The sequence below is a fragment of the Candidatus Amarolinea dominans genome, from assembly GCF_016704685.1.
In the GTDB taxonomy this organism is placed as follows: domain Bacteria; phylum Chloroflexota; class Anaerolineae; order SSC4; family Amarolineaceae; genus Amarolinea; species Amarolinea dominans.
Map to the genome: position 1 here is coordinate 1 of NZ_JADIZS010000047.1, position 24043 is coordinate 24043.

Consider the following 24043-nt stretch of genomic DNA (forward strand, 5'->3'; position numbering starts at 1 on the left):
CGGGTGCGCTGGCAGGCGCGCATGTGGCTTTTCACGCCGCCTGTCTGCAGACCGGGGTGATCGAGGCGCCCACCATTCAAGCCCTGTTCCATGGTGCGCTGGCGTTGACTTACCAACCGCTCCCGGCCGGCAACCGCTTTGCCATCCTCACCAACGCCGGCGGCCCGGCCGCGCTGGCCGCAGATGAACTGGAAGCCGCGGGCCTGCACCTGGCGCGCACCGGCCCCGCCGCGCAGCTTGCCTTGCGCCAGGCCGTTGGCCCCGAAGCCCAGGTGGCCGGCCCGGTGGATCTGCTCGGCGGCGCGGAGGCGGCAGACTATCGCCGCGCCCTGGAGGTGATGCTCGCCGACCCGGACTGCGATGGCGTGCTCGTGATCCTGGTGCCGCAGGCCCTGGTGGATGCCGTGGCCGTGGTTGAGGCCATCGCCGCGTCCGCCGCCGCGCAACCGGGCAAGCCACTGCTCGCCTGCCTGATGGGCGCTGCCAGCCTGGACGCGGCCAATCGAGCCGCGCACGCCGCACACATCCCGGCCTATGTCTTCCCCGACCAGACCGTGTCCGCGGCCGGCGTGCTTTGGCAACGCGCGGCCTGGCTGGCGCGCCCACCTGCAACGCAACCCACCGGATTGCGCGTAGTCACCGCCGACGAGGCTGCCCTCCGACGCCTGGCATTCCAGGCGGCGACGGCGGGCGGTCAGCAGGTTCTCGATGCGGCCGCCAGTGAAGCGCTGCTGGCCGCGTATGGCCTGGCCGTGGCGGCCACCGGCCTGGCAACTACGACCGACGAGGCGGCGCAGATGGCGCAGGCGATCGGTTTTCCGGTGGCGCTCAAGCTGATCAGCCCAGACATCCTGCACAAGACCGATGTGGGCGGCGTACTCCTGGACGTGCGCGACGCGGATGCCGCCCGCGCCGGCTTCGAGGCGCTCATCGCCCGCGCGCGCGCCAGCCAGCCCCGCGCGCACGTGCGCGGCGTCCTCATCCAAAAAATGCTGATCGGCGGGCAGGAGGTCATCATCGGCGTGCAGCGTGACCCCACCTTCGGCCCGCTCGTCATGTTCGGCCTGGGCGGCATCTACGTCGAAGCGCTGGCCGACGTCAGCTTTCGCCTGGCGCCCCTCACGCAGCAGGACGCCGAGGAGATGATCGCCGAGGTACGCGGCGCGCGCCTGCTCGACGGCCTGCGCGGTCAGCCGCCGGCCGACCGCGCCGCGCTGGTGGATGCCCTGCTGCGCGTCGGGCAGATGGCCGTGGATCATCCGCAGATCAGCGAACTGGACATCAACCCGCTGCTGGTCATGCCCGCCGGTCAGGGCGCCATCGCCGTGGACGCGCGCATCATCCTGGCTTGAGCTTACCAACCTCATCTTGATGCAGCACGGCTTCGCGCCGGTCATCATCCAGCTCGAAGCCCGCGGCGACTACCTGCTGGCGTTGGAAGGAGCAGACGCCGGCGACCTGGCCGACTTCGTGGCGTTGATCGGCCAGGCGCTCATCCGCTCGCTGCAATTGACCCTGGCCGCGGCCCGCGGCGAGCCGCTGGAGGAGCCGGGCGGCCTGGAGCGCCGGGTTCAACGCCTGTAGGAGCAACTATGCATCCTTTCTACTTGACCCCCACTGCGCTCAGCGATTTCTCTCTGCTCATCTTCATCGGCTTTGTGATCGCTTACCTGGGACTGCTGCTGCGCCGCGCCCGGCAGCATGGCGAAAAAGCGGTGACGATGTGCTTTCTCCTGGGGGCCTTTGCGGGAATGGCGGGCGCCATCCTGTGCATCTTCTTGGAGGAAACCCTCTATCCCCACGCCGGCCAGCTCGTCTTGCCCCTGCAAACCGTCTTCCTGACCGCCGGACTGGTCTGCCTGCTGCAATTCGCCTATCGCTTTCCGACCGCCTTCCCCGCGGAGATGCGGGAGATGCGTGTGGCCTTCTGGCTCTCCCTGCTCTATCCGTTGGGGGAGCTGGGATTTGCCATCTACCGCTACGTCATGCTGGCACAGGGCGCCATCCGCTATCGCCCGGGGTGGACGCTCATCTTCTTCATCGTCTGGATCGCGTGGGTGGCGCTGCGCAAGGTCGCCCTGGCCGACCTCCGGCCGGCCCCTTATTGGCGCAAATTCTGGCAACCCAGGGAGGCGCTGGCGCGGCGCGCGCGCAACACCGCACTGATCGGGCTGCTCCTGCTTCTCATCATGGGGATCAGTCTATTACGAGACAATGCCCCTTTTTCCGAATATGTCGCTTTCGCGCTCATCTCAGTGGGGATTCTGGCCACCGTGCTGATTTTCATCCTTTATTACCTGCAGGCGCTGCCGGAGCAGACCTCGTTCATCGTCAAACTAGCGGCGGTTTCTCTGGCGAGCCTGATGGCGCTCACCGGAGCGATGGGCTATTTGCTCACTCAACCCTTCACCCAATCCTACCACAATCCGAACAGCGACCTGACGGGCAAGACCCTGCGCTTTAGCCCGAACGCGCGGGGCGGATACACCACCAACTGGGTTGCCTACCGCTTCGAGCCTGCGTGGGATGAATCGTTGCCCGAAGAATACAACCATGCGGCGATCGGCTTCGCCTTTCCCTTTTTCGGCAAGAATTGGTCCGAATTCTATGTCATGCGCAATTCAGTCGTCTCTTTTGGCCGGGAGGCATTCCTGCTAGATTCGTTGTTTCAATACGGCCGCGTCCCGGCCATTTTCCTGCTGGGGCTGGATCTGGACCCGCCGGCCGCCAACGAAGTCGGGGGTCTCTACATTCACCGCGCGCCCCAAAAAACGACCGTCACCTGGCTGAATCTGCCTGAATCCCGCACTGAAACGCACCGAAATACCCTGCAGTTGACCCTTTACCCGGATGGCGTCTTCGAGACAAGCTTCGTGGCCCTTGACGACCCTGTCCCGTTCGACATGCGCGTTCCCTGGCATTCCTATCGGCTGCTCGGCGCGCTGCCGGGGAACGGCAACACCCGGCTGGCCTATTTTCAGCTTGCCCAGGATTTGCCCTACGCCGGGAACGCGGACGGCGCGGCTGCAGCATTCCATCTCGAATTCCGCCGCACCCTGCACACCTTTCTACTACCCTATTTCTACGTAATCCTGCTCAGCACGGCCGTGCTGCTTCTGACCATCCCCTTCTATTTTCGCGCCGTCCTGGTGCGGCCGCTGGACAATCTATTGGTGGGCCTGCGAAAAGTGGATGCCGGACAGTTGGATGTGACCATCCCAGTGCTGGCGCGCGACGAGTTTGGCTATGTGACCGAATCCTTCAACAAAATGACCGGCGAACTCCGCGCCCTGGTCCGGGATCTGGATGGGCGGGTGGCCGAGCGGACGATCGCGTTGGCCGACGCCCGTGCCTATCTCGACAACATCCTGCGCAGCGCCACGGACTACGCCATCATTACCACCGACCGGGAGCTGCGCATCACCTTTTTCAACCATCGGGCCGAGGCGATGTACGGCATCCGTGAGGCCGACGCCCTGGGCCAACCCATCGCCCACATCTGCGCCCAGGAGCGGGACGCGGCCCGCTTCGAGGCGGGGCTGCGCCGGGTGGAAAACCACGGCGCGCACGAATACGTGATGGCGCTGGCCGGCCCCAACGGCCTCCGCCAGATCGCCTCCCGCATCGCCGGCATCTACGACAGCGCCGGCCATCTGCTGGGCTATGCCCGCTTCAGCCGGGACGTCACAGAGCGCATGATCACCGAGGCCCGGCTGCTCAGCCAGCAGCGCTCGATCGCGGTGCTGGAGGAGCGGGCGCAGATCGGCCGGGATCTCCACGACCACCTGGGGCAGATCTTTGGCTTTCTCAGCCTGCAAAGCCAAACCGCCGCCGCCCTCCTGGCCGCGGGCAAGGAAGAGGCCGGCCTCCTCGCCCTGGAACAGTTGGGCGAAGTGGCCCAAGAAGGCCACAACCAGGTCCGGGAGTTCATCCTGGGCATGCGCAGCAGCCTGGCTGCGGCGCCCCAGGACTTCTGGGGCAATCTGCAAGCCTACACCGTCCGTCTGCGCCAGCTCTACCAGATGGAGGTGACGCTGGATCTGCCGCCCCAGCCCGGTCTGCTGCTGCCGCCAGACAAGGAGCTGCACCTGCTGCGCATCATCCAGGAGAGCCTGACCAACGTCCGGCGGCACAGCGGCGTGGAGCAGGCCCGGGTCAGCTTCCGCCAGGAGGGGGCGCGGATGCGCGTGACCATCGCCGACGCGGGGCGGGGCTTCGACGCCCGGGCGCTTCTCCCCGACACGGCCCGGCCGCTCTCCGACCTGGGTCAGCCCGCGGGACCGTCCACTGCGGACGCGGGACATTTCGGCTTGGCGGGCATGGCCGAGCGCGCCGCGGCCCTGGGCGGCGACCTGCAAATCCGCAGCCGGCCGGGGGAGGGCACGGCCATCGAAATCAGCTTCCCGGTGGGGCGGGAAGGAATCGGGGAGCTGGCTGGCCCCCTCAAAGACCTGCGGGTGCTGCTGGTGGACGACCAACCCATCTTTTTGGAGGGTCTCCACAATCTGCTGACCGCCTATGGCCTGCACGTGGTGGGCATGGCTCATGACGGTCTGGAGGCCCAAGCCCTGGCCCGCAGCGCCCGCCCGGACGTGATCGTGATGGACATCCACATGCCGGTCTGCGACGGCATCGAGGCCACCATCACCGTTACCACCACCGCATACGAACAAAACACCAACGGCCAATGCTCCCTGCGGGAAGCCATCATTAATGCCAACGACGATAGCCAATCCGGTTCGACGGACTGCACCGCCGGCAGCGGGGCCGACGTCATCGAACTGGCTTCCAGTGCAAACTACATACTGGATACCATTGACAACTCCGCCAACAACAGGGGCGGCAACGGCCTGCCCGTTATCACCAGCCAGATCACCATCAACGGCAATGGTTCCACCATCAAACGCAGCAGTGATGCGAACACACCTGCGTTCCGCATCTTCTATTTGTACACTGCCGACAATCTGACGCTCAACAACTTGTCCACTGGCGCCAATCTGACGCTCAACAACATCACCATCTCGAATGGGCATCCTTCCACCAATTGGGATGGCGGCGGCATTAGGGTACAGAGCGGTATTTTGAATATTGCCAACAGTACCCTCTCTGACAACATCGCTGACGGAACCTACGACGCTCACGGCGGCGCCATCAAGATGCAATCCGGTACCGAAGTGACTATCACCAACAGCACCATTTCTAACAACAGTGCTTTTAGCAGTAGTGGGGGAATTTTCAACAGCGCCGACACGGCCAATTACCAGTTTGCTGTGGGCGGCATCGTCCTCGACCTGGGTGTGGGCGCGGCGAGCAACGACGGGTATGGGAACAGCGACGTACTCGGCGCCATCGAGATTGTCAATGGCTCCGCCTTCGACGATGTCATCGTGGGTGATGGCAACGCCAACATCCTGAGCGGCGGCAACGGCAACGACACGATGGCCGGCGGGGTGCGGGACACGATCAACGGCGGCAATGGCAACGACCTGCTCGATGGCGATGCCGGGGACGATGTCATCTACGGTAAGGCCGGCAGCGACACCATGAACGGCGGCGCTGACAATGACACCCTGTATGGCGGCACGGAAGGCGGGGCGAACGACGACATTATGAATGGCAATGATGGCGATGACACCCTTTATGGACAGGCCGGCAACGACACTCTCAGTGGCGGCGCGGGCAATGACACGCTGCTGGGCGACGTTGGCAATGACACCCTTGATGGCGGGATCGGCGCGGACGTACTCACTGGAGACGCGGGCAACGACATCCTCTACGCGGGGGGCGGCTGCGGCGGCGACGGCGCGCTGGACACGGTCAAGGGGGGCAATGGCGCTGATACTGCGTACGACGTGCTGAGCGGACCAGATACGCTTCACACTGTCGAGAGTGTGATCTGTTAGCGACACAGCGTCGAAGTCAGCGTTGGGGCGATCAACCCAGCGCCTGCGGAGCCGGTCACCCCCGACCGGCTCTGTTCTTTTGCATCATCGTTTCTGCTCCGCTGGCTCGATGGCATCGAGGACCGGCCCCCTTGCGTAAACTGGCTTGATCGAGGCCGCTGCGTCCTGGCGCCTTTGCGCTCCAATGCTCAACACCACCTTCGTCAAAGACATGCCGCCCCGCGGCCACATCGCGTTCCTCTCCCAATCGGGCGCACTCTGCGGCGGCATCATTGACTGGGCCATCAGCCGCGGCATCGGCTTCTGCCGCCTGCTCAGCGCAATTGACCCTGGCCGCGGCCCGCGGCGAGCCGCTGGAGGAGCCGGGCGGCCTGGAGCGCCGGGTTCAACGCCTGCAGGAACAACTGGTCAGCTACACCACCCCCGCCGCAAGTTAGCGAGCCGGCCTCCGCGGCGCCGCCGGTTTGGACGCTCACCGCTCCTGCGTTACAATTCCCATCATGCCAACACACCCGATCCATCCCGCTCGCCGTCTGTGGCCTGTGCTGCTTCTCCTCTTGCTGGCCCTGGCGCTGCGCCTTCACCGCCTGGCCGGCCCCAGCCTCTGGTACGATGAAGGCGTGACCGCGGCCATCAGCCAGCGCAATCTGGCCGATCTGGCGCGCTGGACCGCCGACGACATCCAGCCGCCGCTCTACTACGTCCTGGTCGCCGGTTGGACGCGGCTGGCCGGCGCCAGCGAATGGGCCCTGCGCTTCCCCTCCGTGGCCGCCGGCCTGCTCACCCTCCCCCTGCTCCTGGCCCTGCAGCGCCGCCTCTGGCGGTTTGCCTCGGGCCAGGCGATTGAAATCGCACCTAAAGGGCGTACCGCCAGGCGTCCACCTGCGCGGACGCGGCGTGGGTCGGCGCAGGCCGACCTTGCGGCGGAACGCCCGTTCGCCCCGAATTCATTCGGCGGCGCTGCGCGGACGCGGCGCCGGTCGGCGCAGGCCGACCTTGCGGCGGAACGCCCATTCGCCCCGAATTCATTCGGCGGGCGTCTCGTCCCGAATCCATTGGGGGGGGGGGGGGGTCCTGGGGGGGGGGGGGGGGGGGGCGGGGGGGGGGGGGGGGGGGGGGGGGGGGGGGGGGGCGGGCCCCGGGGGGGGCCGGGGGGGGCCCGGGGGGGCGGGGGGGGGCCGGGGGGCGGCGCCCCGAATTCATTCGCGCTGCTCCTCCTGACCGTTCTTTCGCCGCCCTGGCTTTACTACGCGCAAGAGGCGCGCAACTACACCCTGCTCACCGGCTTGGGCGTTCTGATCGCCTACCTCCTGCTGCGGCTGCTCATGACCGGCGCTGCGCACGCGCGGCGTTGGTTGTGGCTGACGGCCGTGCTCACCGCCGCGGCCGCGCTCTACACCCACTACTTCGCCCTTTTTCTCCTCCTGGCCCTGGGAATTTTCTATCTGCTGGCGCTTTGGCTGCGCTCTGCTGCCGATTGGCGCCAACGCCTGCTTGAGGCTGGGCTGGCGACCGTTGCCGTTCTACTGCTCTACATCCCCTGGCTCCCCTTCCTGCTCAACCGCTACCAGGTAGACGCCAGCTACTGGCAAGGCCCGCTGAAGATCGGTGAAGCCCTACGCCATCTCGCCATCGCCCTCACCCTGGGCGCGCCGGAGATGATGCTGGAAACGACCGCGGTTGCCTGGCTGCCCGCGTGGGGCCTTATCCTGGCTGCGGCGCTGCTCGGCCTGGTCTTGCTCCTGCGCCAGGTCGCAGATCGCCGCCGCGCCGGCCTGGCTCTCATCCTCTTTTTGCTCCTCTATCTGCTGCTGCCGGTGTTCCTCACTCTGCTCACCGCCTGGCGCACACCCAAATTCAATCCCCGCTACCTCATGCTGGTGACGCCCGCGTTCTACCTGCTGTTGGGCAGCGGGCTGAGCGGTTTGTGGACCTGGCGCAGCGGGCGCGGCCGGCCGTTGGCGGGGCTTCTGCTTGGCCTGGCGCTGCTGCTCTCCATCCAATCCGTAAACAACTGGTTCTCCGACCCCGCTTTCGCCAAAGCCGATTGGCGCGGCGCGGCTCACTATGCAGTTTCGCATAGTCAAGATAGTGAAATCATCATTCTGGTGAGCGGTCATGCCTTTCCGGTCTGGAATTACTATGCGCCGTCGCGGCCGCCGCTGCGCCTGCCGTCCTTCGATGTGCTGGATGTGAACCAGGTGCTTGGTTACGACGCGGCAACGACGTTACAGGCGCAGGTCGCCGGGCGGTCGGGGGCCTGGCTGGTTAGCTGGCAGGACAACGTGGTGGATCCGGTTGGCTTTGTGGCCGATCAACTGACGCGGGCGGGGACCGAGCTGCCGGTCGCGGCTCAGTTCGCGCAGATCGGCCTGCGCCATTTTTCCCTGCCGCCGGACGCGGTGTTCAGCGCCGCGCCGCCGCTGACCGTGCCCAGCGATCTGACCTTTGGCGGCCAGGTGAAGCTGCTGGGGTGGAGCCAGCCCGCGGCGGCCGGCGTGCCGACTTCGACGCTGCGCCTGGAATGGCAGGCCCTGCAGCCGCTCAGCGCGGACCTCAAGCTGGCCGCGGAGATCGTGGATGACCAGGGCCAGGTGTGGGGGCAAATAGCCGACCGGCGCCTGTCAGTGTACGATTTCCCCACCAACCGCTGGCGGCCAGGCGCACCGGTATTTGCCGTCGTGCCCCTACAGATGTGGGCGGGTACACCGGCTGGCGTCTACGACGTGCGCTTGCGCGTCTATGCCGAGGGTCAGCCCGCCAGCCTGGAGGCGCTGGACGCTCGTGGCGTTTCGCAGGGCGCCGGGGTGCGCCTGACCGCTGTGCAGATACCGGCGCTGGTCAGGCAAGGACTGGCCGGCCCGCCCGCGCCGGCCGCTGCTGTGACCCTGCCCGCGGCGCAGCGCCTGGCGCCTGACCTGACCCTCAGCCGCGGCTGGCTGGCGCCGGCGGCCGCGGAGCCTGGATCTCGCCTGGCGCTGGCGCTCTGGTGGCAGGTGGGGGAGATGGCGCCCGCGGCCGATTATCGCCTGCACCTGGAATGGCAGGCCGCGGACGGAACTGCGCTGCCCGGCCCAATCCTGGCCCTGGCGTCTGACTGGGCGCCGTCTGCCTGGCCGGCGCAGGCGCAGGTGTTGACCCTGGCCGCGCCGTCGCTGCCCATCAGCGCCACGGCCGGCGCCTGGAACCTGCACCTGGCGCTGAGCGGGGCGGATGGGACGCCGGCCGGCGTCGCGGCCATCTTACCGTTGACCGTGCTGAGCAGCACGCGGCGCTTCGATCCGCCGCCGCTGGAGATCACCATCGGCGCGGACTTCGACGGCGTGCTGCGCCTGCTGGGCGCCAATCTGGCCCCGCGGCCTGACCGACCGGGGCAGACCTGGCGCGTCACCCTGGCCTGGCAGGCGCTGATCTCTCCGGCGACCGATCTGGGCAGTTTCGTGCAGTTGTGGGATGAGGATGGGCAGATGCGCAGCCAGGTCAATCTGGCGCCGGGCGACCGTCCCACCCGCGCGTGGCTGCCGGGCGAGGTGGCCGTCACGACCTATGATCTTGATCTGCCGGCTGATTTGGCGCCAGGGGTCTATCGCCTCATGACCGGGCTATACGATCCTGAGCGGGCAGGCTTGCCGCGGCTGCACATTCAGCCCGGCGGCGCGGATGTGATCGAGGTGGATCGCATCTCGCTCTCACGGTGAAGCGCGGGGCAAGGACGCCCTTTGGGTCTTGGCGTTGACGAATTCAACGCAAGGGCGCGGAGGAGTCGTTTTTACGGGCGGGAATTGTTCTTGATGGGCAACGGGGCGCTGGCGGAGTAGGTGCGGCGCAGGCGGCGCAGTTCGATTTCATGCCAGAACAGCGACATGGCGGCCATGAGCATGAAGCCGGCGGCCGCGCCTACCAGCCAGGGCTGCAGCCAGGGCAAGCGGTTGAAACGGACGCCCAGGGTCCACAGCACAGTCAGCGCCGTTTGCTGTTTGGCTAGTTTGAGCAGGGCCGCGGATACGGTTAGCACGCGCAGGGGCGAATCTGCGCGCCGGGCCGGGCGCAGGCGGTTGAGCAGATGCAAGATCACCAGGTGCAGCCGCGTCACGATGATGCCGCTGCTGAGGGCATAAAAGAGGAAGGCATCTTCCGCGCCGCGCACCATGCTGCCGATCAGTCCCAACATGACGATGACACCCAGCGCCGCGGCCATGAACGGCCCATAAAACCAACGTTGATTGGTCACGGCCGACCGCAGCCAGGGGTTGAGTTCGTACACAGCGCCGGCCCGCAGCGCCGGCTGCGCCGCCCACAGGGTCAGCCAGTAATCGGCCAGCATCATTGCGCCGGCGGCAATGGCGCAAAGGAGCCAGTAGGGGGCCAAACCGACCTGATCCACGGGTGTGTTCATAGGATTCCTTTCACAACTATACCGGCGGTTGAAACCGCTGCAACCATTGCCAAGTCGGCCTGCGCCGACTGGCTGATCCCCGCCCGTGATGAGCGCATTCGACTGGCGCTCAATGTTGCGCCAGGGCTGCTTCGGCCGCGGCACGCATGACAGCCACCGGGGCCGGCCTGCCAGTCCAGCGGGTGAGGGCGGCGGCGCCCTGCTGCACCAGCATGCCCAGACCGTCAATCACGCGTGCGCCGCCCACCTGGGCATGGCGCAGGAAGGTGGTCAGGCGGGGTCTGTAAACCAGGTCATACACGATCTGGTCAGGCCGCAGCGCCAAGGCCTGATCCCAGGGCATCGCATCCTCATCCGGCCACATGCCCACCGAGGTGGTGTTGACGATCAGCCCCGCGCCCGCGGCCGCGGGGGCCAGGGCCTCGGGGAAGCGCGCACAGGATACAGACGCCGCCGGGTAATGATAAGTGACGATTGCGGCAATGGTTTCGGCGTGCGCCAGCGTGCGGTTGACGATGGTCACGGCTGCGCCGGCCGCCACAAGGGCAAAGACCACGGCCCGCGCCGCGCCACCTCCGCCAATTACCAACACCTGCTGCCCGATCACTTGGACCCCGTGCGCCAGCAAATCGGCGATGAAACCGCTGCCGTCGGTGTTGTCTCCCAACAGGCGTGAGACACGCATCTCTCCGTATTCTACCATCGGCCCGTCGTCGGTGCCAATAGCCTTGTTTTCCCCTTGCAGCGCCGGCGTGGCCCAAAAGAGGGTGTTGACCGCGCCCATCGCCCGCGCCGCCGGCGTCAGGTCATCTACCAGGGCCAGCACCGCCTGCTTGTGCGGCACGGTGACGTTGGCGCCGATGAAGCCCTCGGTTCGCAGCCTGCGCACGGCGGCCGCCAGGTCAGCGGGCGGCGTCGGCAGCAGTTCGTAGGTCCAGGGCAGGCCCAAGGCGGCCAGGGCGGCGTTGTGCATGGCCGGGCTGAGCGAATGGGCCACAGGCCAGCCCAGGAGTCCCAGGCGCTTCCGGCCCGCCGTCTCCATCAGCTCACCTCGGCGCCCAGCTTGACCAGCAGGCGCTCGAAGCCAGGAAACGAATCGGCCATGCATTCCGTGTCCATGATGGTGGTTTCACCGTGCGCCAGCAGCCCGGCAACGCACAGGGCCATGGCCAGGCGGTGATCGCCGTGCGAATCCACCACGGCGCCGCGCAGCGGGGTCGGCCCTTCGACGATGAAGCCGTCAGGCTGCGCCTCGATGTGTGCGCCCAGCTTGCGCAGCTCGGCCACCACCGTGCTGATGCGGTCGGTCTCCTTGACGCGCAATTCTTCGGCGTTGCGCACGGTGGTGATGCCATGCGCCTGGGTTGCGGCCACCGCCAGCACCGGTAGTTCGTCAATGGCGCGCACCACCATTTCTCCCGCCACGGTGGTTGCCGTCAGCGGGCCAGGCCGTGCGGTGATGTGCCCCACCGGCTCGCCGCAGACCTCCGTCTCTTCGCTGATACGCAGGTCCGCGCCCATGCGGCGCAGGATGTCGAACAACCCGCGGCGGGTGGGGTTGAGCACCACATCCTCCAGGGTGATGACTGATCCTGGCACCAGGACGGCAGCCGTCAGCAGAAACGCGGCCGAAGACATGTCGGCCGGCACGCGCAGATCCAGCGGCTGCAAGGGCGTTGTGGGCGCTTCGCTGGTGATTTTGGCGCCCAGGGTATGCACCGGTGCGCCCATGGCGCGCAACATGCGCTCGGTGTGATCGCGGCTGGGACCAGGTTCGACCACCACCGTCAGGTCGTGTGTGAAGAGGCCGGCCAGCAGGATCGCCGATTTGACCTGGGCGCTGGCGATCGGCAGCCGGTAGTCAATACCGCGCAGGTTGCCGCCCTGAATCGCCAGCGGCGGCAGCGTGCCGCGTTGGCGACCCAGCACGATCGCGCCCATCTTGCGCAGCGGTTCGGCCACGCGTCCCATCGGGCGCCGGCTGAGCTGCGGCCCGCCGCTGAGCACCGCGAAGATGCCCGCGCCGGCCACCAGCCCGGCCAACAGGCGCATGGTCGTGCCGGAGGTGACGCAATCGAGCGGCAGGGATGGCTCCTGCCAGCCGTGCAGCCCGCGGCCATGAATCAGCAGCTCGTCCGCGCCGGCCTCTTCGATCTCGATGCCGAGACGGCGCACACACTCCAGGGTCGCCAGGCAGTCGCCCCCGCGCGGAAAGCCACGCACCCGGCTGACGCCATCGGCCAGGGAGCCGAACAGGACGGCCCGATGTGAAATGGATTTGTCGCCGGGTACTCGCACCTGCCCGATCAGCGCTTCCGACCGCTGCACGGTCAAACTGTTCATGTGTGACCTTCCCATCCTTGAATTCTCAGTCCACTTTGCGTCCCTGCGTTAAACCTGTCCCCCACTCACAACCTGGCCCCGAGCAAAGGCGAGACGCTGCGCCTGCGCCGCTTGCAGCCGGTGCAGCAGGGCCGTTTCGTCGTCGTCGGCCAGCCAGGCGTCCAGTTGCTCCAGCTCCTGGCGGAAGGCTGCCAGCGCGGCGCGCACGGCTGGCCGATTGGTCAACAAGATGTCCAACATCATGGCCGGGTCGCTGCCGGCCAGGCGGGAGGTGTCCCGAAAACCGCTGGCGGCCACCTGCCATACCTCGGCATCGTCTGCGCCCACCTGGCTGGTCAGGTTCACCAGGGCGGCGGCCAACAGATAAGGCAGATGGCTGATGGTCGCCACCAGGCGATCATGGCGGGCCGGCTCCATGACGAGGGGTCGCGCGCCCAGCGCTTCGATCAACGCCAGGCCGGTCGCCAGGCTGGTCGGGCTGGTGCGGGACAGCGGGCACAGCACAAAGGTCTTGTCTTGATACAGCGTCGCCTCGGCCACTTCCAGTCCCGACGTTTCTTTGCCGCACATCGGATGACCGCCCAGCACTTGTAACGCCGGCGGCGTCAGCGCCAGCGCCGCGCACACCGTTTGCTTAGTGCTGCCCAGGTCAAGCAGCAGCGCGCCCGGCTGCATGTGCTGGGTCACCTCGGGGATCTGGCGCAGCAAGGTGCGCACCGGCGTCGCCAGAATCACCAGGTCGGCCGCACTAACCGCTGACAGATCGCTGTCGGCGTCATCAATGGCGCCGAGCGCCTGCGCCGTGTGCAGCGTCTGCGGCCGCCGGGCAATGCCGATGAGGCGGCCCTGGTGCCCTGCAGCCTTGAGGGCCAGCGCCAGGGAGCCGCCCATCAGGCCCAGGCCCACGATGGCGACCGATCGGCGGCGAAAAGTCGTTGCGTTCTCTATGACAGGCGTGTCAGCCATGGCTTCCGCCGTGTTGATGTCTTCAACGGGGGATGATCGGCGCAAAGAGCAGGCAGCCGTTCAACCATTGATGGCTCTGGGTCGTTGCCGTTGCCCCATTGGCCGTCCAACTGGCCTGCGCGCCCACATTGACCAGCACCAGGCTGTCATGACAGCCATCCTGGAGCCGCGGCGAGCGACTGCCCGCGGTCAGCGCCGCACTCAACGCCCCACGCCGAACGGGCGTGGCAAAGGAGGTCGGCGTTGATGTCGGGGTAGCGGTCGGCGTGCTGGTCACCAGCGCCGTGTCGGTCGGCGTGGCCGTTGGCAGCGGCGTGTCGGTCGGCGTGGCCGTGGGCAGCGGTGTATCGGTCGGCGTGGCCGTTGCCAGCGGTGTATCGGTCGGCGTGGCCGTTGGCAGCGGGGTATCGGTCGGCGTGGCCGTTGGCAGCGGGGTATCGGTCGGTGTGACCGTTGCCAGCGGGGTATCGGTCGGCGTGGCCGTTGCCAGCGGGGTATCGGTCGGCGTGGCCGTTGGCAGCGGGGTATCGGTCGGCGTGGCCGTTGGCAGCGGGGTGTCGGTCGGTGTGGCCGTTGGCAGCGGCGTGTCGGTCGGCGTGGCCGTTGGCAGCGGCGTCGCGGTCGGCGTCGAGGTTGCCAGGTAGGTCACGATGAACAGGTTGTCAGCGAAGATGCCGCTGCCTGGACTCGCGAAGCGGATCCAGCGATTGCTCACGCTGACGCCGCCCGGCCCAGCCAGCGCCACATTGAACTGGTATTGATTGGGGTCTTGGGGCGCGAGATAGAGATGATAGGCCGCCCAGGACAGATCACTGGTTTGCAGGGCAAAAAAGCCGCTGCCGTCGCTCTGAGTGTTGCCCAGGAAGGCGCCGAGCAGGTTGGGATCGGCGGAGGCCCAAAGTTGCACAAAGGCAAAGCCGGGCACGCTGCCGCCGCCGGGCTGAATGAGACGACCTCTGAACTGCGCGACCCCGGTCACGCTGGTCGGCGTAGACGTTGGGGTGACGGCTAACGTTGGCGTGGGCGTTGCGTGGCGGGGGGGCGGGCGGCTGGCGTGGGCGTTGCTGTGAACGGAGCGGTCGGCGTGGGTGTCCAACTAGCCGTGGGGGTGGCGGTGACCGCGGGCGTGTTGGTGGGCGTGGCGGTGTCTACCGGGGTGGTCGTATCGGTGGCCGTGGGCGTAATAGTCGGCGTGTCGGTGGGAGTGGCGGTGGGGGGCGCGGCTGGCAGGCGGATGCGGTAGCTGACACTGCCCGTTTGCTGCGCGGCCAGCGCGGATAGATTCCAATGCACCGCGTTGCCGATCAATTCGCCGCCGCCCAAGTCAACGATTTCCCAGGCGCCGGCGGGCAGTATCGGCAGGGTGTTGCTGATGATAACGTTTTCCACCGGCACGTCGCCCACCTGGTACTCGATGGTGTAGGTGATCTCGTCGCCCCAACTGATTGACCCGCTGCGGCTGCCGGTCAGGCGCAGGGTCAGGTCAGGCGTTGGGGTGACGGTGGCGGTCGGCGTGGCGGTGAAGGTGGCCGTGGGCGTGGCCGTCGCGGTCGGCGTGGGCGTCAAGGTGGGCGTGAGCGTGGGGGTGCGGGTGACCGTGGGGGTTGCGGTCGGCGTGCGCGTACCGGTTGGCGTGCGTGTCGGTGTGGCCGTCGGCGTGGGGGTGGGCGGCTGAACCCGCGCCTGGAAGACGGTGGCGCTGGGCGCTGATCCGTTCCAGCCACCGATGATGTAGATGTCATGGCCCTGGCTGGCGGCTATCGCCATGCGCGCACGGGGAACCGGCAGTGAGGCGCCAGGCGGGAGCGGCGTCAGGCTGCTGCCCAGGCCGAAGACGAAGACGGTTGATTCGATGGCCGCGCCGTCGGTGCCGCCGACAATGAAGAGACGGCCCTGATCGGCCACGCTGGCATGGTCGGCGCGGCCTTCGGCCAGGGCTGCGCCCAGGTTCTCCCAGGGGGCCAGGCTGCCGTCGTTCTGCAGCCGTGCGCGGTAGACCTGGCGCGAGACCGTGGCTGTGGTGGGCCGGCCGCCGCTGACCCAGAGCGCGTTGTCGAACACCACTGCGCTCAGGCGGTAGAGGGGGGTCGGCAGGGCGGGCGCGGCGGTCCACGCGCCGAGACTGCCGTTGGCCTGAATGTTCGCCCGCCAGACCGACGCCAGTGGGTTCTGGAAGTAGCCGCCGATGACGAAAAGCTGATTGCCCACCGCTGCCAGCGCATGGGTCACGCGCTGCTGTCCGTCGGGCAGCGGGGTCAGGCTTTGCCAGGGCGCCAATGAGCCATCCGCGGCCGCGGTGGTCATGTAGACCGCGCGTTCGTAGTTGGCGCCGTAGCCGGCCGCCACATAGATGCGATTGTTGGCTACCGTGGCGTTGTGGCTGTAGAGGGCCACGGGCAGCGGGGTGGTGGTCTGCCAGGCGCCGAGCGTACCGTTGGCATTGATGCGGGCGCGCCGCACCGTGCTCAGGGCGTTACCTGCGCTGTTGCGTCCGCCCATGACGTACAGCCAATCGCCCAGGGCCACCGCGGCCGTGCTGTCCAGGGCTTCGGGCAGGGCGGTGACGCTGGCCCAGCCGCTGATGTCGGCCACTGGGTTGGCGGCAACGGGGCCAGACCAGGCGAGAAGACAGGAGACGGCGATTGTGCCCACCAAGAGCGCGATCCAAAAAGCGTGCGGGCGCAGCCGCAGTCCGTCAAGACGCATGTTCAAAGACTCCTTGTGGCGATGTTTCGATCAGGGCGTGCGCCCAGTTCTCAGGGTGGCAGGGTTGGCGCCGGTGTGGGGCCGCCGCCCGGCAGTTCGACCATGAGCACGCGTGCCGAGGCTTCCGGCCCAATGCGGCGGTAGGGGTTCAACTGCACGACCGCCACAGTCCAGAAATAGCGGCCACTGCCGCCCTGCTGCACGCCATAGGACCCGGCCAGGCCAACGGTGGTGCTGTTGGTCGTGACCGGCGAGCTGGCGCCGTAGTGATCCGGCTGACCCTCGCGCCAGACCCGTATCTCGAAGCCCTGGTTGGCGGCCAGCGGTGGGCCGGCCCAATTCCAGGCAAAGGTGACTTCGCCGTTCGTCACGAGGTTGTTGGCCGGCGCGATCAACACGGGCGCTTTGTCAATCGTCGCCGGCGCGGCCGTGGGGCGCCGGGTGGGCGTGGCGCGCACCGGCGTATTGGTGGCGCGCGGGCGCGGCGTCAGCGTGGGTGTGGCGGTCGGCGGCGGTGACGCAGTCGCAGTCGCAGTCGCGGTTGGGGTGAACGTGGGCGGCGGCGCTGTGGAGGTGGGGGTATTCGTGGCTGTGAACGGCGGCGACGTGGGCATGGGCGTGCCATCAACGGCCTGCAGGACGAAATCGGTGGCAGTGACCTCTGCCGTGGAGGCTGGCAGCGTCGCGGTGGCGCGTTCGGCAATCACCACGCGTGCAGGCTCGATCAGGCTGCGAATCTGCGGCCAAAACCAGACCAGGGCCAGGGCCAGGCCGACCACGACCGCGCCCAGCAGCACATAGCGCAGCGCGGTGAGCGCCGCAGGTTCGTCGGCGTCGTCCGCTTCGGCCAGGACCGCGGCCCGTGTCCTCGAAGGCGCAGCCTTGACATAGAGTGGACAGCGCACGTGCTCACGCGTCAGGCAAAAGGTGTCCTGATGCTCGATTTCGATCCCTTCGGCGCGCGTCAGGGCAAAGCAGAGATTCTCATGCGTCGGATAGCCGAAATGGACGGTTCGATCGAAGTCAGTGCCCACGAAGGGACAGGAGTGCTCCAGGTCAATATCAGGTTCTGGTGTCATGAAATAGTTCGCTCATCAAGATGCAGCATGGCTGGCTGCGTTAATTTCACAGCGGTTATTAGAGTTTATGCACAGAATGAACTCTATTCTACCACAAGAGCCAGAAAAGCGCCTTTTTTGCATGGCCTGTAAATCAGCGCCGCCGAATGAATTCGGGGCGAAGCCCGCCGAATGAATTCGGGGCGAAGGGGCGTTCCGCCGCCAGGTCGGCCTGCGCCGACCAGCCTCGCGTCCACTTTTCAATAATCCGGGGTAGGGGCATGGCCTTGCGCCTGCCCGCGTGGGCGACCGCAAGGGTGCGCCCCTACAAATTGAGAAGATACCTCAGCGGCTACAGGGCGCGGCCCACGGCCGCGGCCACGGCTTTCAATTCCCTGACCAATTGGGCGAACTTCTCCGGTTTCAAGCTCTGCGCGCCGTCCGACAGGGCCTCGGCCGGGTTTGGATGCACCTCGATCATCAGGCCGTCCGCGCCGGCCGCGACGCAGGCTTTGGCCGTAGCCGCCACCAGGTCCCATTTGCCCGTGCCGTGGCTGGGGTCGCCAATCACCGGCAGATGGCTGAGCTGCTTGAGCACCGGGATGGCGTTGATGTCCAGGGTGTTGCGCGTGTAGCGTTCGAAGGTGCGGATGCCGCGTTCGCACAGCATGACCTGGTAGTTGCCGTTGCTCAGCACATACTCGGCCGACATCAGCCATTCTTCGATGGTGGACATCATGCCGCGCTTCAGAAAGACCGGGCGATTGCTGCGTCCCACCGCGTGCAGCAGCGCGTAGTTCTGCATGTTGCGCGCGCCGATCTGCAAGATGTCGCTGTATTCAGCCACCAGCGCCACCTGCTCCGGCGCCATGACCTCGGTGACGATAGGCAGGCCGGTCTGCTCACGCGCCTCGGCCAGGATTTGCAACCCCTCCTCGCCCATGCCCTGAAAGCTGTAGGGCGAACTGCGCGGCTTGAACGCGCCGCCGCGCAGAATATGCGCGCCCGCCTCCTTGACCGCCCAGGCCGTTTCCAGCAGTTGCGTGCGGCTTTCCACCGAGCACGGCCCGGCCATGAGGATGATCTGATTGCCGCCAATCTTGACGCCGCTGACGTCAATCACCGTATCGGCCGCATGAAACTCGCGGCCGGCCAGCTTGAACGGCTGTAAGATGCGCACCGTCCGTTCCACGCCTTCCATCATATCGAACTGCTCACGGTCCACGATCGGTTTTTCGCCCACCACGCCGATCACCGTGCGCGCCTCGCCCTGACTCAGGTGGACCTTGTAGCCCATGCGCTCCACGCGCCCAACCACCGTGCGGATTTCGGCCTCAGAAGCGGCCGGTCTCATAACAATGATCATGATGATTTTCCTCTAATTTACAGATCGGAACGGCGTGCGTGGCGGTGCCGCCTTTCCGAATTCATCGGCGGCTTCAGCCGGCCTCCCCGGCGAATTTCTCCGGCCTGAGACTCTGCGCGCCGTCCGACAGGGCTGTTTCCGGGGCGGGATGGACTTCCAGGATGAGACCATCCGCGCCGGCCGCAATGGCCGCCCGCGCCATCGGGATCACCAACTCCGACTTGCCGGTGGCGTGACTGGGATCGGCGATGACCGGCAGATGGCTGAGCTGCTTGATGACGGGCACCGCGTTCAGATCGAACGTGTTGCGCGTGTAGGTCTCGAAGGTGCGGATGCCGCGTTCGCACAGCATCACGCGGTAGTTGCCGTTGCTCAGGATGTACTCGGCCGACATCAGCAGCTCCTCGATGGTGGACATCAGCCCGCGCTTGAGCAGCACCGGGCGTTGGATTCTGCCCACCGCGTGCAGCAGGCCGTAGTTTTGCATGTTGCGCGCGCCGATCTGCAAAATATCTGCGTATTCGGCCACCATCGGCACCGCTTCGGGCGTCATCACCTCGGTCACGATGTACAGCCCGGTCGCCTCCCGCGCCTCCGCCAGGTATTCCAGACCCTTGAGGCCCAAGCCCTGGAAGCTGTAGGGCGAGCTGCGCGGCTTGAACGCGCCGCCGCGTAGAATAGTCGCGCCGGCCTCCTTGACCGCCCAGGCCGTTTCCAGCACCTGGCTGCGGCTTTCAACCGAACACGGCCCGGCCATGATGACCAACCTCTTGCCGCCGATCTTGACGCCATTGAGCGCGATCACGGTATCTTCCGGCTTCGAAGTGCGGCTGGCGAGCTTGAAGGGGTGCATGACCACCATCGTCTTTTCGACGCCGGGCATCACCTCGAAAATTTCCTTGTCAATTTTGCGCTCGTTACCCACGACCGCCACCACCGTGTGCTCCTCGCCATATATCGGATGCGGCGTCAGGCCCAACTCCTGCACCCTGGCGATCACCGCCCCAATCTCCCCCGCCGTTGCCCCTGGCTTCATGACTACGATCATAAATACTCCTTTCGATTTTCGATTTTGCGAAAACCGGGTGACACTAACCGTTCTTCGATTTTCGATGCGTCTACGCCGCATCGCACGCGACCCTCTGCTACTTTGTACTTTGCACTTTGCACTTTGTACTTTCAGATCTGCAACAGCGCGTCCTGGCTGGCTTCGCCCATTTCGGGCATACGCGCGGCCGGGTAGCTGCCGAGCAGTTTGACGAACGCGGCGCGGGCCAGGAGGGCGACGAGCGCTTCCTGGCAGGCGGGCTGGCGCCAGTCGCCTTCGAAATCGAGGTAGAAGACGTAGTGCCAGGGGCGATTGCGCCGCGGCCGGCTTTCCAGCTTGGCCAGGTTGATGCCGCGGCTGGCAAATTCACCCAGGCAGCCGTGCAGCGCGCCCGGCGTGTGCGGTGTCGCAAAGACCAGCGAGGTCTTGTGCGGCTCATCGCCAGCGATGCGAGCCGGCATGGCCGCGCCCCGCTGCGCCACCACGAAGAAGCGCGTGAAGTTCCAGAGCATGTCCTCGATGCCCTCTTCCAGGACGGTCAACCCGTAGGTGCGGCCGGCTAGCGCGCTGGCAATCACCGCCACGCCCGGCTCTGGATGCTGCGCCAGTTCTTTGGCGCTGCCGGCCGTGTCATACCAGGGGATCGCGCGCCAGCCGTGTTGGTTCAGGTAACGCTCGCACTGCGCCAGCGCCTGCGGGTGCGAGCGCACCTGCTGGATGTCGGCCATGCCGGTGCCGGGCAGGGCCAGCAGGTTGTGGCGCACGCGCAGCAGAATCTCGCCCACCACGGTCAAGTCCCGCTCCAGCAGCAGATCGTAGGTCTTGTTGATCGAGCCGGCCACCGAGTTCTCCACCGGCGCCACACCAAAGTCCGCGCCGCCCTTTTCCACCAGTCCAAAGATCTCCTCGAAGGTGTGGCAGGGCAGGGTCAGCACCGGCTCGTCGAAGTGCTGCTGGCCGGCTTGCTCCGAATACGCACCATGCTCGCCCTGAAATGCCGCGGAAGGCGCTCGCCGTCGCGTGACCGGCGCCTGGCTCGGCCGCGGTGGCCGGGGCCTGAGCGGGGTTCAATGCTTGGTTGTCTGCTATTTTCATGGGCGCTGAATCCTCTGAGTTGACATAAATCATAGCGGTTGCGACCGGCGCGGGCGCGGCGAGGCGGCAGCAGGGCCTGGTTCTGCGCCTGGCGTCGTTCGCGCCAGCTCTGCATCTGGCGCTCGATCCAGTCATTGAGGCTGTCCCAGTTCACCGGCGGCAGGGCAGCTTTGTCCGGGCGCAGGTGGCGTGCGCCGCGCACATAGACATGGTGCAGATCGGCCGCGGCGCGGTCCGTGTTCCAAAAGACCAGCACACGGATGCACATGCCCAGCGCGCCGGGCACCGCCATCTCATGTCCGCACATCAGCGCGGCGTTCAGCCAGCCCAACTGGCGGGCGGCAAAAGCCGGGAACTCGCTGTTGACATCGGTGGTGGTGGTGAACAGCGCCGCGGCCACCTCATCGGGGTGGATGCCATTGAGCCGGATCATCAGCGCCAGCATTTCGCGCGTGCGGCGCAGGACTTCTTCACGGGTATTGCTGTCCACGGTTGTCGCGCCGCGGACGCCTCGGCAGACGATTGTCACAGACTCATCTCCCTGAGGCCGTTGCCTGTTGGGCAAAAAAGAAGCGTGGGCTTGTGCGCCACGCTTCTCGGCCTTCCTGGTCGGTTGGGTTTGAACGTCCTTGTCATCACCCTGATGCGTGGGCACCGTCAATCTGGCGCTGGTAGGCGCCATAAAAATAAGCAAAATAAAACCCACGCCAGTCGAACGAGCGTGGGTTGGGCAGACGCACGAAGGCCGCCGCGGTGCGCTGAGCAGCGGCGTGGGCGGGGCGTTGATCCAAATCGAGCGAACGTGCGATCTTGTTCATCATCTTGCCTGTTGGGTCACGACTGCGGGCATGTTAGCACAGCCGCGGGGAATTGTCAAAGTTGGGCTGCTTTCACCCGATTTGACGGTCTCCATGCCTCTTGCTATACTCCGTCAAGAGGTGAAAGATGGTCACGATACCGCTGCAGTTGCCCAATGAGTTGGCCCGACAGATCATGCCGCTCCAGGATCGCTTGCCTGAGATCATCGAACTGGGGCTTCGCCAGCTTGCTGCGATCAGGAAAGCAGAAATCACTTATCCCCATGCCAAGCAGCATGTCCTGGACGCCCTCGCTTCGACGGGCATCGTCACCCTACCGACGCCATCCGCACAACGCAAGACTCGTGTTCGCCGCACGCCGATCAAGGCTGGCGGTCTGCCAGCCAGCGAGATGATCGTCGCGGAACGACGCGCAAGCTATGAGTGAAGTCGCTTGCCTGCTCGTGGGTCTCCTCTGCCAGCGCCTCGAACCGGGCGGCGATCTCCGCTCGCGGCACGTCGCTCAACAGGGCGGCCCGGCGTCGGGCTTCGGTTACGATCTCGGCCGGCGACAGGCGATGCGATGCGGCGGCCTGTCGCTGCTGTTGCAACCGAGCCACCATTTGCGCCACCAGGCGGATATCTTCCATCGGCAACTGGCCCAGCCGCACAGCCACGCCGCCGATGATCGCCTGGACCGATGCAGGTGTTTGGCCGAGACCGGCGGCCTCGTAAACCACAGCGATCGTTTCCAATTCTTTGGTAGCGTCTATGAGCTACCAGATGGTAGAGACGATCCCTGCCTGCCGAATTCTAGCATCACGAGAAATGAGCGGTAGATTGAATTGAAGAGCCGTGGCGGTGATAATGCGATCTGGCATGTCGGGTACAAGACTGCGATCAACCTTACGCAACGTCGCCGCAATTTTCTCGTCGAGTGCCGCTATTGCATAGCTACCACCTATCGTCTCAAGTAGACTGAAGACCTGATTCACAAGCGCATAGGGCAGGCGATCTTTTTCGGCCAGATATACAAGCTCCACAAGAATGATGCTTGGAATCAGTATTTGGTGCAGTCCCTGGTCTGTTTCTTGGAAAACTCGATGCGCTCTTTGAGAGAGTCTCGCATCATTGGTCACATGCCAATGCAAGGCATGCGTATCTGTCACAAATTGGCTCATAGGCCGCGTTCTCCGAAATTTTGCCACATTTCGCGTCGTACGGCAGCCACATCTTCATCTTGCAGCGTAATACCTTGCCACAGCCCACCCAGGGTAATCGGAACATACGGCGTCTGCACGTGAGTCTGTGTCTGGCGCCTGAAGTTCAGGAACTCGACAAACGTGACCACTTCACGCAGTGTATCTTCAGGAAATGACTCCAGCAACGCCAGAAGCTGGTGCTTCAAGCTGATCGTTTGAGTTGTCATATTTTTGTCTCGACTCCTTCCGCTGCTTGCACCCGAATTGTACCCCAGAAGGCAGGTCGCCGCAAACCGATTCGATGGCCGGGCGCTGCGCCTGCAGGTCATGCCAGGGTTCGAGAAAGAGAGAGCGCATCACGGGATGCGCTCTCTCGATGGGTGGATGTTGGGTATTGCCGCTGGCGCAGGTCGCCGTTGGATGGAATGTTCCTACGAATCAGTCGGCTACAACGCCAGCATACGGCGCCATTGGCCGCGGATAGCTTCCATGTCCGCCGCAAGCATCCTGCCGAGCCGACGTTCGATCATGGACTGTTTGACGGTGCGGATGATTCCTGTGGCTGTCGAAGGCCAGAGCAGGCCAGCCTCGCGCCAACCAGCGATGAGATGATCGCCCAAGAGCGCCCGGTCTACGTTGCTGGTGATTGCGGCAATGATTGCTTCCTGCCGTTTGCGGTGATAATCACCCGTGCTGAGAACGACCGCCGGGCGACGTTTGCCTCCGCGTTCGTCGCTGAACATAAAGGCGACAGGACGACATCGCCTTGTTCACAGGCGATCATAGGCAGCATCTTTCTCGTTGCTCCATAGTTCGGCCAATACCGGATCGGCGCGCGCCGTCAGAGTCAACCAACTGCCGTCGTCATCGGACAGGGTCAGATCGTTCGCCAGGCGCTCTTCCAACGCCTCCATCAGATACTCGTCCATGGACAGGCGACGCCGAGTACAGATCAACTGGACACGTTGCTTCAACTCAAGCGGCACGCTCACAGTCAGACGAGCGTATCCTGCGGTTGTTCCGTTCATGGTATCCCCTCTCTGTTTTGCTCTTGACAACCTTTGCTCTGCGCCACTTCTTCCATTCCCTCTGCTGCTTTCAGTCGAATTGTACCCCAGAAGGCAGGTCGCCGCAAACCGATTCGATGGCCGGGCGCTGCGCCT

The 24043-nt window shown here is 65.7% G+C and carries 22 protein-coding genes and 1 pseudogene; 6 read left to right on the forward strand and 17 right to left on the reverse strand.

The annotated features are described in order from the left end of the window. The 5 genes from IPF85_RS22005 to IPF85_RS22025 form a co-directional block, all read left to right on the forward strand. Nucleotides 1-1352, forward strand: a 1352-nt coding sequence (locus tag IPF85_RS22005) for an acetate--CoA ligase family protein (protein WP_343410198.1), incomplete at its 5' end; no start/stop codon positions are given. 16 nt (nucleotides 1353-1368) lie between these two features. Beyond that, nucleotides 1369-1584 (forward strand): hypothetical protein, encoded by a 216-nt coding sequence (locus IPF85_RS22010; protein WP_343410199.1) that lies wholly within the window; start codon nucleotides 1369-1371, stop codon nucleotides 1582-1584. An 8-nt stretch (nucleotides 1585-1592) separates the two neighbouring features. Continuing rightward, a complete protein-coding gene (locus IPF85_RS22015; protein ID WP_343410200.1) occupies nucleotides 1593-5903 on the forward strand; it encodes a response regulator in 4311 nt (1436 codons plus the stop codon). 272 nt (nucleotides 5904-6175) lie between these two features. Then, nucleotides 6176-6340 (forward strand): hypothetical protein, encoded by a 165-nt coding sequence (locus tag IPF85_RS22020; RefSeq protein ID WP_343410201.1) that lies wholly within the window; start codon nucleotides 6176-6178, stop codon nucleotides 6338-6340. 63 nt (nucleotides 6341-6403) lie between these two features. Beyond that, the gene (locus IPF85_RS22025) at nucleotides 6404-9601 is read left to right on the forward strand and encodes a hypothetical protein (RefSeq protein WP_343410202.1); all 3198 of its coding nucleotides are present in this window, start codon (nucleotides 6404-6406) and stop codon (nucleotides 9599-9601) included. 71 nt (nucleotides 9602-9672) lie between these two features. On the opposite strand, the gene IPF85_RS22030 is transcribed toward IPF85_RS22025, so the two are convergent. The 12 genes and pseudogenes from IPF85_RS22030 to IPF85_RS22085 form a co-directional block, all read right to left on the reverse strand. Continuing rightward, entirely contained in the window at nucleotides 9673-10299 is a 627-nt protein-coding gene (locus IPF85_RS22030) for a hypothetical protein (protein WP_343410203.1), read from the reverse strand. 109 nt (nucleotides 10300-10408) lie between these two features. Next, nucleotides 10409-11341 (reverse strand): shikimate dehydrogenase, encoded by a 933-nt coding sequence (locus IPF85_RS22035; protein WP_343410204.1) that lies wholly within the window; start codon nucleotides 11339-11341, stop codon nucleotides 10409-10411. After that, nucleotides 11341-12642 carry a 3-phosphoshikimate 1-carboxyvinyltransferase gene (gene aroA, locus IPF85_RS22040; protein WP_343410205.1) on the reverse strand — a complete coding sequence of 434 codons (1302 nt, stop codon included), beginning with the start codon at nucleotides 12640-12642 and terminating at the stop codon, nucleotides 11341-11343. The genes IPF85_RS22035 and aroA overlap by 1 nt, the downstream gene beginning before the upstream one ends. Before the next feature lie 48 nt (nucleotides 12643-12690). After that, nucleotides 12691-13608, reverse strand: a complete 918-nt coding sequence (locus IPF85_RS22045) for a prephenate dehydrogenase (RefSeq protein ID WP_343410206.1) — start codon at nucleotides 13606-13608, stop codon at nucleotides 12691-12693. A gap of 22 nt (nucleotides 13609-13630) precedes the next feature. After that, entirely contained in the window at nucleotides 13631-14704 is a 1074-nt protein-coding gene (locus IPF85_RS22050) for a hypothetical protein (RefSeq protein ID WP_343410207.1), read from the reverse strand. Further along, nucleotides 14617-16314 (reverse strand): hypothetical protein, encoded by a 1698-nt coding sequence (locus IPF85_RS22055; protein WP_343410208.1) that lies wholly within the window; start codon nucleotides 16312-16314, stop codon nucleotides 14617-14619. Before IPF85_RS22055 ends, IPF85_RS22050 begins: the two co-directional genes overlap by 88 nt. Before the next feature lie 50 nt (nucleotides 16315-16364). Then, on the reverse strand, nucleotides 16365-17393 hold the full coding sequence (locus IPF85_RS22060; RefSeq protein WP_343410209.1) for a hypothetical protein: 1029 nt from the start codon (nucleotides 17391-17393) through the stop codon (nucleotides 16365-16367). A 331-nt stretch (nucleotides 17394-17724) separates the two neighbouring features. Next, the gene (gene aroF, locus IPF85_RS22065; protein WP_343410210.1) at nucleotides 17725-18738 is read right to left on the reverse strand and encodes a 3-deoxy-7-phosphoheptulonate synthase; all 1014 of its coding nucleotides are present in this window, start codon (nucleotides 18736-18738) and stop codon (nucleotides 17725-17727) included. 73 nt (nucleotides 18739-18811) lie between these two features. Then, nucleotides 18812-19786 (reverse strand): 3-deoxy-7-phosphoheptulonate synthase, encoded by a 975-nt coding sequence (gene aroF / locus IPF85_RS22070; protein WP_343410211.1) that lies wholly within the window; start codon nucleotides 19784-19786, stop codon nucleotides 18812-18814. A 131-nt stretch (nucleotides 19787-19917) separates the two neighbouring features. Then, nucleotides 19918-20784 (reverse strand): annotated as a pseudogene (gene pheA / locus IPF85_RS22075) (prephenate dehydratase); the annotation flags it as partial. Continuing rightward, a complete protein-coding gene (gene aroH, locus IPF85_RS22080) occupies nucleotides 20715-21563 on the reverse strand; it encodes a chorismate mutase (RefSeq protein ID WP_343410212.1) in 849 nt (282 codons plus the stop codon). The gene aroH and the pseudogene pheA, both read right to left, overlap by 70 nt. After that, a complete protein-coding gene (locus tag IPF85_RS22085) occupies nucleotides 21517-21702 on the reverse strand; it encodes a hypothetical protein (protein ID WP_343410213.1) in 186 nt (61 codons plus the stop codon). The genes aroH and IPF85_RS22085 overlap by 47 nt, the downstream gene beginning before the upstream one ends. Nucleotides 21703-21826: 124 nt before the next feature. Between IPF85_RS22085 and IPF85_RS22090 the strand changes: the two genes are divergently transcribed. Beyond that, nucleotides 21827-22126, forward strand: a complete 300-nt coding sequence (locus IPF85_RS22090; RefSeq protein ID WP_343410214.1) for a hypothetical protein — start codon at nucleotides 21827-21829, stop codon at nucleotides 22124-22126. Here IPF85_RS22090 and IPF85_RS22095 read toward each other — a convergent pair. From IPF85_RS22095 to IPF85_RS22115, 5 genes are all read right to left on the reverse strand, one after another. Next, a complete protein-coding gene (locus IPF85_RS22095) occupies nucleotides 22062-22433 on the reverse strand; it encodes a hypothetical protein (protein ID WP_343410215.1) in 372 nt (123 codons plus the stop codon). The two genes, IPF85_RS22090 and IPF85_RS22095, sit on opposite strands and share 65 nt — an antisense overlap. A 21-nt stretch (nucleotides 22434-22454) precedes the next feature. Continuing rightward, nucleotides 22455-22859, reverse strand: coding sequence for a PIN domain-containing protein (locus IPF85_RS22100; protein WP_343410216.1), 405 nt, complete (start codon nucleotides 22857-22859; stop codon nucleotides 22455-22457). Beyond that, the gene (locus IPF85_RS22105) at nucleotides 22856-23107 is read right to left on the reverse strand and encodes a hypothetical protein (RefSeq protein ID WP_343410217.1); all 252 of its coding nucleotides are present in this window, start codon (nucleotides 23105-23107) and stop codon (nucleotides 22856-22858) included. Before IPF85_RS22105 ends, IPF85_RS22100 begins: the two co-directional genes overlap by 4 nt. A gap of 219 nt (nucleotides 23108-23326) precedes the next feature. Then, nucleotides 23327-23623: a type II toxin-antitoxin system PemK/MazF family toxin gene (locus IPF85_RS22110; protein WP_343410218.1), complete on the reverse strand. Its 297-nt coding sequence runs from the start codon at nucleotides 23621-23623 to the stop codon at nucleotides 23327-23329. Nucleotides 23624-23650: 27 nt separating this feature from the next. After that, the gene (locus IPF85_RS22115; protein ID WP_343410219.1) at nucleotides 23651-23908 is read right to left on the reverse strand and encodes a hypothetical protein; all 258 of its coding nucleotides are present in this window, start codon (nucleotides 23906-23908) and stop codon (nucleotides 23651-23653) included. Nucleotides 23909-24043 lie beyond the last annotated feature (135 nt).